This window comes from Bacillus sp. LR_5 (assembly GCF_042709275.1).
The window spans coordinates 1-12763 of record NZ_JAVAXX010000003.1; the positions used below are offsets into that span (position 1 = coordinate 1).

General features: G+C 43.2%; 11 protein-coding genes. 9 read left to right on the top strand and 2 right to left on the bottom strand.

The annotated features are described in order from the left end of the window. The 8 genes from spoVS to mutL all read left to right on the top strand — a co-directional run. On the top strand, positions 1-208 hold a 208-nt coding region (gene spoVS, locus RAC86_RS01660), incomplete at its 5' end, for a stage V sporulation protein SpoVS (protein ID WP_377885345.1). A 264-nt stretch (positions 209-472) separates the two neighbouring features. Next, positions 473-1516: an L-threonine 3-dehydrogenase gene (gene tdh, locus RAC86_RS01665; RefSeq protein WP_072566291.1), complete on the top strand. Its 1044-nt coding sequence runs from the start codon at positions 473-475 to the stop codon at positions 1514-1516. Between the two features lie 12 nt (positions 1517-1528). Then, positions 1529-2707 (top strand): glycine C-acetyltransferase, encoded by a 1179-nt coding sequence (locus RAC86_RS01670; RefSeq protein ID WP_014113842.1) that lies wholly within the window; start codon positions 1529-1531, stop codon positions 2705-2707. A gap of 144 nt (positions 2708-2851) precedes the next feature. Further along, positions 2852-4381, top strand: a complete 1530-nt coding sequence (gene miaB / locus RAC86_RS01675) for a tRNA (N6-isopentenyl adenosine(37)-C2)-methylthiotransferase MiaB (protein ID WP_003221018.1) — start codon at positions 2852-2854, stop codon at positions 4379-4381. Position 4382: 1 nt separating this feature from the next. Continuing rightward, the gene (gene ricA / locus RAC86_RS01680; protein ID WP_003231834.1) at positions 4383-4814 is read left to right on the top strand and encodes a regulatory iron-sulfur-containing complex subunit RicA; all 432 of its coding nucleotides are present in this window, start codon (positions 4383-4385) and stop codon (positions 4812-4814) included. A gap of 259 nt (positions 4815-5073) precedes the next feature. Then, complete coding sequence (gene cotE, locus RAC86_RS01685) at positions 5074-5619, top strand: outer spore coat protein CotE (protein ID WP_003221022.1); 546 nt, start codon at positions 5074-5076, stop codon at positions 5617-5619. Between the two features lie 132 nt (positions 5620-5751). Then, positions 5752-8328 carry a DNA mismatch repair protein MutS gene (mutS, locus tag RAC86_RS01690; RefSeq protein ID WP_072566292.1) on the top strand — a complete coding sequence of 859 codons (2577 nt, stop codon included), beginning with the start codon at positions 5752-5754 and terminating at the stop codon, positions 8326-8328. Between the two features lie 15 nt (positions 8329-8343). Next, positions 8344-10230, top strand: coding sequence for a DNA mismatch repair endonuclease MutL (gene mutL / locus RAC86_RS01695; protein WP_072182670.1), 1887 nt, complete (start codon positions 8344-8346; stop codon positions 10228-10230). A gap of 568 nt (positions 10231-10798) precedes the next feature. Here mutL and RAC86_RS01700 read toward each other — a convergent pair. Together RAC86_RS01700 and RAC86_RS01705 are read right to left on the bottom strand one after the other, a co-directional pair. Then, a complete protein-coding gene (locus RAC86_RS01700) occupies positions 10799-11251 on the bottom strand; it encodes a regulatory YrvL family protein (protein WP_072182669.1) in 453 nt (150 codons plus the stop codon). Between the two features lie 155 nt (positions 11252-11406). Beyond that, positions 11407-11964, bottom strand: coding sequence for a hypothetical protein (locus tag RAC86_RS01705; RefSeq protein ID WP_072566293.1), 558 nt, complete (start codon positions 11962-11964; stop codon positions 11407-11409). 119 nt (positions 11965-12083) lie between these two features. On the opposite strand from RAC86_RS01705, the gene RAC86_RS01710 reads away from it, so the two are divergent. Then, positions 12084-12701 (top strand): TetR/AcrR family transcriptional regulator, encoded by a 618-nt coding sequence (locus RAC86_RS01710; RefSeq protein ID WP_014113847.1) that lies wholly within the window; start codon positions 12084-12086, stop codon positions 12699-12701. Positions 12702-12763 lie beyond the last annotated feature (62 nt).

A 12763-nucleotide genomic window follows, 5' to 3' on the forward strand; every position in this document is an offset into this window, starting at 1 on the left:
ACTTGCAGGTGTGTTAAGAGAGCGAGGGGCCGCCGAGATTCAAGCGATTGGAGCGGGTGCATTAAACCAGGCTGTAAAAGCTGTGGCGATTGCCAGGGGATTTGTGGCGCCAAGCGGCGTTGATTTGATTTGTATTCCGGCTTTTACTGATATTCAGATCGATGGGGAAGAAAGAACGGCGATTAAATTAATCGTGGAGCCTCGCTAAAAACAAATAAAGCATTCTCAACCTGTTTGCGTGAGCAAACAGGTTGTTTTTCATTTGTTGTGATATTTTCTTCCAATAGTATTTTCAGCATATAAATGACGGATATACACAAGTCAGAAATGTTTTAGAACGTTTCAGAAAAAAATTCCGCCCATTTTTCAAGACAGATACTTTTGTCTTTCTCAGAAAGACAGTGCTGTTTACGCTTATTCCGTATCATGGTACAATCCGAATGTAATAAGAATTTTTCAAGGGGGATTGTACATGCGGAGTGGAAAGATGAAAGCTCTAATGAAAAAGGAGGGGGCGTTCGGTGCTGTACTGACTGAAGTTCCCATTCCTGAGATCGATAAACATGAAGTCCTCATAAAAGTGAAAGCTGCTTCCATTTGCGGCACGGATGTGCACATTTATAATTGGGATCAATGGGCACGCCAGAGAATCAAAACTCCCTATGTTTTCGGCCATGAGTTCAGCGGCATTGTTGAAGCTGTAGGAGAGAATGCCGGCAATGTAAAAGTAGGGGAGTATGTGTCTGCTGAAACGCATATTGTCTGCGGTGAATGTGTCCCTTGCGTAACCGGAAAATCTCATGTTTGCACCAATACAGCTATTATTGGGGTGGACACGGCAGGCTGTTTTGCGGAGTATGTGAAAGTCCCCGCTGATAACGTTTGGAAGAATCCCGCCGATATGGACCCGGCGATTGCTTCCATTCAAGAACCTTTAGGAAATGCGGTTCACACAGTACTCGAGAGCCAGCCCGCAGGAGGAACAACTGCAGTCATCGGATGCGGACCGATTGGTCTTATGGCTGTTGCGGTTGCAAAAGCAGCAGGTGCTTCTCAAGTGATAGCGATTGATAAAAATGAATACAGGTTGGCGCTTGCCAAACAAATGGGAGCTACACGTACTGTTTCTATTGAAAACGAAGATCCGCTCAAAATTGTAAGCGCTTTAACGAATGGGGAAGGAGTGGATCTCGTTTGTGAAATGTCGGGTCATCCCTCAGCGATTGCCCAAGGTCTTGCGATGGCTGCGAATGGCGGAAGATTTCATATTCTCAGCTTGCCGGAACATCCGGTGACAATTGATTTAACGAATAAAGTAGTATTTAAAGGACTTACGATTCAAGGAATCACAGGAAGAAAAATGTTTTCGACATGGCGGCAGGTGTCTCAATTGCTCAGCTCAAACGTGCTCGATCTTTCACCTGTTATTACCCATCAGTTTCCGTTAGAGGAGTTTGAGAAAGGATTTGAACTGATGAGAAGCGGCCAGTGCGGAAAAGTGATATTAATTCCATAAAGGGGGATAAACATGATGAAGGAATTTGAGTTTTTAAAAACAGAGCTTGATAAAATGAAAGAAAACCATACATGGCAAGAGATCAAACAGCTTGAATCAATGCAGGGTCCAGCTGTCACAGTGAATCACAAAAACGTCATTCAGCTTTCTTCTAATAATTACCTCGGTTTTACTTCACACCCAAGACTCATCAAAGCCGCGCAGGAGGCCGTCCAGCAATTTGGAGCAGGCACCGGATCAGTGAGAACGATTGCCGGTACATTTACAATGCATCAAGAGCTTGAGAAAAAGCTGGCAGCCTTTAAAAAAACGGAGGCGGCACTTGTATTCCAATCAGGCTTCACAACAAACCAAGGCGTACTTTCAAGTATTCTTTCAAAAGAGGATATTGTCATCTCAGATGAATTGAACCATGCCTCTATTATTGATGGAATCCGACTGACAAAGGCGGATAAAAAGGTGTATCAGCACGTCGATATGAGTGATTTAGAGAGGGTGCTGAGAAAGTCAATGAATTATCGGATGCGTCTGATTGTGACAGACGGCGTATTTTCCATGGATGGCAACATAGCTCCTTTGCCTGATATTGTAGAACTCGCTGAGAAATATGACGCATTTGTAATGGTGGATGACGCCCATGCATCGGGAGTGCTGGGTGAAAACGGCAGGGGAACGGTGAATCACTTCGGTCTGGACGGCAGAGTCCATATTCAGGTCGGAACGTTAAGCAAGGCAATAGGAGTGCTCGGCGGCTACGCCGCAGGTTCAAAGGTGCTGATCGATTATTTGCGCCATAAAGGCCGTCCGTTTTTATTCAGCACATCCCATCCGCCGGCTGTCACTGCAGCTTGTATGGAAGCGATTGATGTCTTGCTGGAAGAGCCGGAGCATATGGAGCGCTTGTGGGAGAATACGGCCTATTTTAAATCAATGCTTGTGAAAATGGGTCTGACGCTCACGCAGAGTGAGACGCCAATTCTTCCTATTTTAATAGGTGACGAAGGAGTGGCAAAGCAATTTTCTGATCAGCTCCTTTCTCGCGGCGTTTTTGCCCAAAGCATCGTTTTCCCGACTGTAGCAAAGGGAAAAGCCAGAATTCGCACGATTATTACCGCTGAGCACACTAAAGAAGAACTGGATGAGGCGCTTGCCGTTATCGAAAAGACGGCTAAGGAGCTCCAGCTATTGTAAGAGGAAGAGTATACTCTTCCTCTTTTGATTCCTTATTGATTATTATTCTCAATGAGTGTACAATGATAGGTTGCCAGTTGTGCAGAGCTTCAATAACCTTTATACTGAAGGGTGGAAGTTTGGTTTGAAAGGAGAAATCATGACATGAATGAAAAGCAAAAATTAGAGAGCGGACAAGTTAATCCATCGGACAAAAAATCCGAGAAGGATTACAGCAAGTACTTTGAAGCTGTTTATATTCCGCCTTCCTTAAAAGATGCGAAAAAAAGAGGCAAGGAAGCCGTTACTTATCATAATGACTTTAAAATTTCTGAACAATTTAAAGGATTGGGAGACGGAAGAAAGTTCTATATCCGTACGTACGGCTGCCAAATGAATGAACACGATACAGAGGTTATGGCAGGGATCTTTATGGCGCTCGGTTACGAAGCGACAAACTCTGTTGATGATGCCAATGTCATTTTGTTAAACACATGTGCGATCCGTGAAAATGCCGAGAACAAGGTGTTTGGTGAGCTGGGGCACTTAAAAGCGCTGAAAAAAAACAATCCCGATCTGATTTTAGGCGTGTGCGGCTGTATGTCCCAAGAGGAATCAGTCGTGAACCGGATTTTGAAAAAGCATCCGTTTGTCGATATGATTTTCGGAACGCATAACATCCATCGCCTGCCAGAGCTTTTGTCAGAAGCATACCTTTCAAAAGAAATGGTCATAGAAGTTTGGTCCAAGGAAGGGGACGTTATTGAAAACCTTCCGAAAGTCCGGAACGGAAAAATTAAGGGCTGGGTCAATATCATGTACGGCTGTGACAAATTCTGTACGTATTGCATTGTGCCTTACACACGCGGAAAAGAAAGAAGCCGCCGCCCTGAAGAGATCATTCAGGAAGTGAGAAGGCTCGCAAGTGAAGGCTACAAGGAAATTACACTATTAGGTCAAAACGTAAACGCGTACGGAAAAGACTTTGAAGATATGACGTACGGCCTCGGTGATTTGATGGATGAGTTGAGAAAAATCGATATCCCGAGAATCCGTTTTACAACGAGTCATCCGCGTGACTTTGACGACCGTCTCATTGAAGTGCTGGCAAAAGGCGGAAACCTGCTTGATCACATTCATCTTCCGGTTCAATCAGGAAGCTCAGAGGTTCTGAAGCTGATGGCCCGCAAATATGACAGAGAGCGTTACATGGAGCTCGTGCGAAAAATTAAGGCAGCAATGCCGAACGCATCTTTGACAACGGACATTATCGTCGGATTCCCGAACGAAACGGACGAACAGTTTGAAGAAACGCTTTCTCTATACCGTGAAGTAGAGTTTGACAGCGCCTATACGTTCATTTACTCTCCGCGTGAGGGCACTCCGGCTGCCAAAATGAAGGATAATGTACCGATGCGCGTGAAAAAAGAACGTCTGCAGCGTCTGAACGCACTGGTGAATGAAATTTCTGCTAAAAAAATGAAGGAATACGAAGGCAAGGTTGTCGAAGTATTAGTTGAAGGTGAAAGCAAAAATAATCCTGATATTCTTGCCGGCTACACTGAAAAAAGCAAGCTTGTCAATTTCAAAGGGCCGAAGGAAGCCATCGGCAAAATCGTCCGCGTGAAAATCCAGCAAGCGAAAACATGGTCGCTTGACGGAGAAATGGTAGGAGAAGCAATCGAGGTGAAATAAGATGACGCTCTACTCAAAAAAAGACATTGTGCAGCAGGCACGAAACCTTGCAAAAATGATCTCTGAAACAGAAGAGGTTGATTTTTTCAAACGGGCTGAGGCGCAAATCAATGAGAATGACAAAGTGTCTACAATTGTTAATCAGATTAAAGCCCTGCAAAAGCAAGCTGTCAATCTGAAGCATTATGAAAAGCATGAAGCGCTCAAACAAGTAGAAGCAAAAATTGACGCGCTGCAAGAAGAGCTTGAAGAGATTCCTGTCATCCAGGAATTCAGAGACTCGCAGATGGAGGTAAATGACCTTCTGCAGCTCGTTGCACACACCATTTCCAATCAAGTCACAAATGAAATCATCACGTCAACCGGAGGCGACCTGCTGAAAGGGGAAACCGGTTCGAAGGTGAAACATTCAAATAACAGCTGTTCTCTCTAAACACGGTGCCTTTACTGGCCCGTGTTTTTTTTATTCAAGCGGCTAAAAATGAACTAAATAATCTATGTACCAAATGTTCAATTTGTTTTTCTCTGCTCAGCCGCGAGTAAACTTTATCGCACTTAAAAGTAAAGTTTCTAGGCACGCCTGCATACAATGGAACAGAAACTTTGTATTTTTATATTTTATTTATAAAAATGCACACTAGACAAATGCCCAGCATAAGATAACACGAAGAAGAACAAGGAGGCATGCCGGAATGTCTGAATACAGGGAAATTATTACGAAGGCGGTAGTAGCGAAAGGCAGAAAATTCACCCAATGCACCAATACCATCTCCCCTGAGAAAAAACCGAGCAGCATTTTGGGTGGTTGGATCATTAACCACAAGTATGACGCTGAAAAAATCGGAAAAACAGTAGAAATTGAAGGGTATTATGATATAAACGTATGGTACTCTTACGCGGACAACACAAAAACAGAGGTTGTCACAGAACGGGTGAAATACGTAGATGTCATTAAACTCAGATACAGAGACAACAATTACTTAGATGATGAACATGAAGTAATTGCGAAAGTCCTTCAGCAGCCTAACTGTCTAGAAGTGACCATTTCACCGAATGGAAATAAAATTGTTGTGCAGGCAGAAAGGGAGTTTTTGGCGGAAGTGGTAGGAGAAACAAAGGTAGTGGTTGAGGTCAATCCTGATTGGGAAGAGGAAGACGAAGAAGATTGGGAAGATGAGCTTGATGAAGAGCTGGAAGACATCAACCCGGAATTTTTAGTGGGAGATCCTGAAGAATAAAAAAGGGACTAGGGGAGACAGTACCCCCAAGTCTCTTTTTTATATTGATATATCATTCTTTTATCACCTTTTGTTTATGTTATAATGAAGGTTGGAAAATAGAAACGTTGATACATAGTGAGGGATAAAACAATGGCCGGTTATACGCCTATGATACAGCAATATTTAAAAATAAAGGCAGAGCACCAGGATGCCTTTTTATTTTTTCGCCTTGGTGATTTTTACGAAATGTTTTTTGAGGACGCCAAAAAAGCGTCACAAGAGCTGGAAATTACGTTAACAAGCAGAGACGGCGGTGCGGCTGAAAAAATACCGATGTGCGGTGTGCCGTATCATTCTGCCTCCGCGTATATCGAGCAGCTGATTAAAAAAGGGTATAAAGTGGCTATCTGTGAACAGACGGAAGATCCGAAAGCCGCAAAGGGCGTTGTGAAACGAGAAGTGGTTCAGCTTATTACACCCGGAACTGTAATGGACGGCAAAGGCATCCATGAATCAGAAAACAACTTTATCGCGTCTGTTTCCGTCTGCTCGAATGGATACGGGCTGGCGCTGTCTGATTTAACAACGGGAGAAAATTTGGCTGTTTTGATTGAACGGCTCGAAGATGTCATATCAGAAATTTATTCAGTCGGCGCACGGGAAATCGTCGTTTCAGGCAGCTTGGATGCCGATACGGTCGCACAGCTGAAAGAGCGGTGCGGTGCAACGATCTCAATTGAAGATGGTGAAACAGACGAACACGTAATGATCATTGAGCATTTAGATAATGAAGATGTAACAAAAACATTTTTGCGCTTGTATACGTATCTGAAAAGAACCCAAAAGCGCAGTCTTGATCATCTTCAGCCCGTACAGGTGTATGAGCTTGAGGAAGCGATGAAAATTGATTTGTACTCAAAGCGAAATCTGGAGCTGACTGAAACGATCCGTTCGAAAAATAAAAAAGGTTCCCTTTTGTGGCTGCTGGATGAAACAAAAACTGCAATGGGAGGCCGGCTGCTTAAACAGTGGATTGACCGGCCGCTTATCAGAGTCAATCAAATCGAAGAGCGCCAAGAAATGGTGGAAACATTGATGTCCCATTTCTTCGAACGGGAAGACCTGCGTGAACGGTTAAAAGAAGTATATGACCTAGAACGCCTTGCAGGCCGCGTTGCATTTGGAAATGTCAATGCACGGGATTTGATTCAACTGAAGGAATCGTTAAAGCAAGTGCCTGGCATTAAACAGCTGGTTGCGTCACTGGCTCATGACAAGGCCAAGGAACGTGCCGAACGGATTGATCCTTGCGGGGATGTGCTTGGATTGCTGGAAGAAGCGCTGTACGCAAACCCTCCTTTATCGTTAAAAGAAGGGAACCTGATTAAAGACGGATACAATCAAAAGCTTGATGAATACCGTGACGCAAGCAGAAACGGAAAAGACTGGATTGCCCGCTTGGAACAGCAGGAGCGCGAATATACGGGCATTCGCTCTTTAAAGGTCGGCTTCAATAAAGTTTTCGGTTATTATATTGAAGTGACAAGAGCGAATTTGCATTTGCTTGAGGAAGGGCGATATGAGCGGAAGCAAACGTTAACGAATGCAGAGCGCTACATTACACCTGAATTAAAAGAAAAAGAAGCGCTCATTTTAGAAGCAGAAAATAACATCTGTGAACTGGAGTATGAGCTGTTTACCGAGCTGCGCGAGAAAGTGAAGCAGTATATTCCGCGGCTGCAGCAGCTTGCCAAACAGATGAGCGAGCTAGACGCACTGCAATGCTTTGCGACAATCAGTGAAAAACGTCACTACACGAAACCGGAGTTCTCTAAAGATGAAGTCGAAGTGGTAGAAGGCAGACACCCGGTTGTTGAAAAAGTCATGGACAGCCAGGAATACGTCCCGAACAATTGTATGATGGGCGATAACAGACAAATGCTTCTCATTACCGGTCCAAACATGTCAGGGAAGAGCACGTATATGAGACAAATTGCGCTCATTTCCATCATGGCGCAAATCGGCTGCTTTGTACCTGCGAAAAAAGCGGTGCTTCCGATTTTTGATCAAATTTTTACGCGAATCGGCGCTGCGGATGATTTGATTTCCGGACAAAGTACATTTATGGTGGAAATGCTTGAAGCTAAAAATGCGATTGTAAATGCGACGAAAAACAGTCTGATTTTGTTTGACGAAATCGGGCGGGGAACGTCCACTTATGACGGCATGGCGCTGGCACAAGCCATTATCGAATATGTTCACGATCATATCGGCGCCAAGACGCTGTTCAGCACGCACTATCACGAGCTGACTGTGCTTGAGGACAAGCTGCCGCAGCTGAAAAACGTTCATGTTCGCGCTGAAGAATATAACGGAACGGTTGTCTTTCTTCATCAAATTAAAGAAGGGGCCGCTGACAAAAGCTATGGTATCCATGTAGCCCAGCTTGCTGAATTGCCGGAAGATCTTATTTCGCGCGCTCAAGATATTTTAAAAGAGCTTGAGCATTCAGGGAACAAACCGGAAGTGCCGGTGCAGAAACCTCAGGTGAAAGAAGAGCCGGCACAGCTGTCCTTTTTTGCCGAAGCGGAAAAGCGGGTGGAAGCGCCAAAGCTTTCAAAAAAAGAAAAGCAAGTGCTCGATGCTTTCAAATCACTTAATATATTGGATATGACACCGCTTGAAGCGATGAATGAAATGTATAAGCTGCAAAAGAAATTACATTAAAACGGGGTGATGAATGTGGCAAAAGTCATCCAGCTGTCAGATGAGCTTTCAAATAAAATAGCGGCAGGCGAGGTTGTGGAGCGGCCCGCCTCAGTCGTCAAAGAGTTGGTGGAAAATGCGATTGACGCTGACAGCACAGTCATTGAAATCGATATTGAGGAAGCAGGCCTTGCATCCATTCGGGTACTGGATAACGGCGAAGGAATGGAAAATGAAGATTGCAAGCGTGCTTTCCGCCGCCACGCAACGAGTAAAATAAAAGATGAAAATGATTTATTCAGGGTGAGAACGCTTGGTTTTAGGGGAGAGGCACTGCCGAGTATCGCGTCAGTCTCTCATCTAGAGATTACGACAAGCACCGGTGAAGGAGCAGGGACGAAGCTCGTACTCCAAGGAGGAAACATGATTTCTGAATCGCGTTCCTCAAGCAGAAAGGGAACTGAAATTGTCGTTTCCAATCTGTTTTTTAACACACCGGCCCGTTTGAAATATATGAAAACCGTTCATACAGAGCTTGGGAACATTACAGATGTGGTCAACCGTATTGCTCTGGCCCATCCGGAGGTATCAATCCGCCTGCGCCATCATGGGAAAAATCTTCTTCAAACGAATGGAAACGGAGATGTGCGCCATGTCCTGGCGGCGATTTACGGCACGGCTGTCGCCAAAAAAATGCTTCCGCTGCATGTGAGCTCATTGGATTTTGAAGTTAAGGGATATATCGCCCTCCCAGAGATTACACGGGCGTCGAGAAACTATATGTCGTCTGTCATCAATGGCCGTTATATTAAAAATTTCCCGCTTGTCAAAGCGGTGCACGAAGGATATCATACGCTTCTGCCGATTGGACGCCATCCAATAACCTTTATAGAAATTACGATGGACCCGATTTTAGTTGATGTCAACGTGCACCCATCGAAGCTTGAGGTCCGTCTCAGCAAGGAAACAGAGCTTCATGACTTAATTCGTGACGGAATAAAAGATGTATTTAAACAGCAGCAGCTGATTCCAAGTGCCCAGCTCCCGAAAAAATCGGCACCTGCCATCAAAAATGAGCAGCAGTTCATAACCTTTGATGAAAAGCCTGCGGAAAGAAAAGTACCGGAAAAAGCGCCTGCGCCATCTTATTCACCAATGAAGCTCAGCTCAGTCGTGAAAGAGCCGGTTAATACGGAGGAAGAATTGCCCTCTGCTCAATTTGATACTCCACCTAGCTTTGATCAGGAACATAGGATTGAAGTGCCTGATGTTTCAGAAGATCAGCCTGTGGCTTTTGAGCAGGAACACCATCAAGAAGAACATCCTGAGCCAACGTCTGAGCGGGTTCCGATTATGTACCCGATCGGCCAGATGCATGGGACTTATATATTGGCACAAAATGAAAACGGCTTATACATTATTGACCAGCACGCCGCCCAAGAGCGTATTAAGTACGAATATTTCCGCGAAAAGGTGGGAGAGGTTGAGCCTGAGGTGCAGGATATGATCGTGCCGCTGACGTTCCACTACTCCACGAACGAGGCGCTGATTATTGAACAGCACAAACAAGAACTGGAAAGCGTCGGTGTCTTTTTAGAGTCATTCGGCTCTAACAGCTATATCGTCCGCTGCCACCCGGCCTGGTTTCCAAAGGGAGAAGAAGCTGAGCTGATAGAAGAAATCATTCAGCAGGTGCTCGACTCCAAACATATTGATATTAAAAAACTGCGCGAGGAAGCGGCGATTATGATGAGCTGCAAGGGCTCCATCAAAGCAAACCGCCACCTCAGAAACGACGAAATCAAAGCGCTTCTAGACGACCTCCGAAGCACATCAGACCCATTTACATGCCCGCACGGCCGTCCGATCATCATTCACCATTCCACTTATGAGATGGAAAAGATGTTCAAACGCGTGATGTAGCGGGATTGGGTGAAGGGGAAAATTTAGGCATTGAGACATTCTTTGAATGGATCAATGCTTTTTTTGTACTGATTTGAAGTAATCAATTAAAAGAAACTATTGTAAACGTGTGAACAGTGTTAATACATAATTCTTCATGGATACATTCCCTCGGCATAACAAAATTGTAATTTACAAGTAATTGAAATTAATGTATATTTTGGGCAAGGGGGTGGGAACATGGCATGTGGTCCAAATATGATTATCGTTTTGAATGAACTCGATGATCCGAATGTAAGAATAATTGTAGAATGCAGAATTTAAATTAAATCATTGTGGTTTGCTTCCTGTTCATGTGAACAGGGAGTTTTATTTTGAATGATGAAAGGAAAATACTTGTTTTATCCGCTTTTATAACTGGTAATGTCAAAATATAAGGAGTTGTGGAATTGTACTTTGTTTTCTGCCATATCTATCATTATCGATTCTATGATTCCACTCATCATTTTACATTTTATTGTGGACTATCTTCCAAATTAGATGATGAGAATGATATAAAACAAAAACGCTTAATTTATCACAGGCAATTTTAAGCTGCTTCCCCATTTGGCTGGTCAAATGCAAGTTCAATGAAAGCCATCAAAGCTGATATCACAACAAGCAAGACATCTGGAATATATATAGACTGCATATAGTAATCTGCAAAACAGATCGTTATGAAATTGCTCACAAAGTACAGTATAAAAGCAAAAAGTGCAGTTTTTTTCAATGAAAGTGATCTTGCCAAAATCATAGAGATAATCTTTGTAAGCGGGTCTATGATCAAGCCGACAGCAAAACAGACTAAAATAAATAAAACTAATGTTTGATTTGAATCATATGTGACGCCCAGTATAGAGAATAATCCTTTGATCCCAAAAAAATAGCCGCCGAAGATTACTACAAGTGCAATAGCAACGATAAAAGTGATAGAGACAATTTCGATTAATTTTGATCTTAGGTTAAAATCTTTAGAGTGTTCGTTCTGTTCTTTTTGGCTCAAGTATAACACTCCCTTCACCTGCTTACTCATACAAACAGTTACTCTTGAATTAGCCCAAAATATCTATAAGTCTGTTTTCTAATGAAAATAGTATAACATATTTTGACAAAACCAAAAAAGGTCCTTTCCGCTGGGGAAGGACCTTTTTCATCATGTTAACTCCTGAGATTCGCCGAAGCTTTCTCTTTTTTTGGCCAAATAAAATAGCTGGCAGTAATGAGAAAGTCAATGCCTATGATGACAGTCCACAGTTTAAGAATGCCGCTCAATGCCTCGGTTCGGGCGGAATCATTGATAAAATAGATCATCCCTGCTAATAGTCCTACACCAATTAGGTAGGCCAGCACATGTCTTATCCAGCCTTTCGCATAGTGCTTGGCATGATCCATTCCAAAACGTTTCAGCGGTTTTGCGCCTTTTTTTGTTACATAATATTGAAATTTTTCATCTGCCCATTGAATCATTTGTTTCCCATAGGCGATCGATATCCCGATGTAAACAGCAGCAATCCCGTGGGCAGCAGTCGCTGAGGCTCCGCGGTAAAGGTCCACACCAGTTGCCGCTAATAAGATCAAATCGATAACTGGAGTTAAGGCAAGGAATAGCAGTCCTAATGTATGCTGTTTGAATAGGTAGCGTACAGCAAGCCCTAAAGCAATCACAACCCAAAACGCAATTTCACAGAAGACAATCATCCATGCGATACCGTTCAATCCATTCCCCTCTTTTCAATACAGTTGTATTATTTAAATAATATGTTACCATTTTTGTTTTTGTAATACAACTGTATTATAAAATTGCTCTCTTATTTTTTTCTTGTTACAATAAAGCTATGCCAAAACAAATTGACCATGAGAAAAGAAGAAAAGAAATTGCAGAAGCAACGTGGCGGGTGATTTTAGAACGGGGGATGGAGGGAGCCTCAGCCAGGAACATTGCAAAGGAAGCAGGATTGTCATTAGGTGCGCTGCGCCATTATTTTTCTACTCAGGATGAACTGCTTGTTTTTGCAATGAAACTCGTTCAAGAAAAGGTGATGGCCCGAATTAAGGACATTACAATGAGGAATGTGCCCCCTAAGGAAAAAGTGTTACATATTTTGCTTGAAATTGTCCCAACGAATGAAGAAACGGTAAGAGAGATGGAGGTGTGGTTCGCTTTTACGGTTTACGCCAGACATAAAAAGGATATGTTTGATGCGAATCATGACGGAATTTACAGCGGCATGCGGAATCTGATTGCCTATTTAGATGAATTCGATTTACTGAGGCAGGATGCTGATAAAGATATTGAAGCTGAGAGACTTTACGCGCTTATTGATGGCTTGGCTTTACATGCGATGCTTGATCCTGTGAGAGTGAATAAAGACAGGATCAAACGTGTCATTATGCAGCATGTAGAATCAATTTGCGTGAAAGAAACAAATGAGACAGAAGAAAGAAATCCCTAAGATATAGTGCGAAAAAGCTATTCTCGTTGGACATGCTTCCAGAAGAATAGCTTTTTTATATG

Excerpts from the sequence above, each read along its gene's own strand:
- tdh (WP_072566291.1), top strand. The coding sequence starts at position 473 with ATGCGGAGTGGAAAGATGAAAGCTCTAATGAAAAAGGAGGGGGCGTTC.
- RAC86_RS01670 (WP_014113842.1), top strand. The coding sequence starts at position 1,529 with ATGATGAAGGAATTTGAGTTTTTAAAAACAGAGCTTGATAAAATGAAA.
- miaB (WP_003221018.1), top strand. The coding sequence starts at position 2,852 with ATGAATGAAAAGCAAAAATTAGAGAGCGGACAAGTTAATCCATCGGAC.
- ricA (WP_003231834.1), top strand. The coding sequence starts at position 4,383 with ATGACGCTCTACTCAAAAAAAGACATTGTGCAGCAGGCACGAAACCTT.
- cotE (WP_003221022.1), top strand. The coding sequence starts at position 5,074 with ATGTCTGAATACAGGGAAATTATTACGAAGGCGGTAGTAGCGAAAGGC.
- mutS (WP_072566292.1), top strand. The coding sequence starts at position 5,752 with ATGGCCGGTTATACGCCTATGATACAGCAATATTTAAAAATAAAGGCA.
- RAC86_RS01710 (WP_014113847.1), top strand. The coding sequence starts at position 12,084 with ATGCCAAAACAAATTGACCATGAGAAAAGAAGAAAAGAAATTGCAGAA.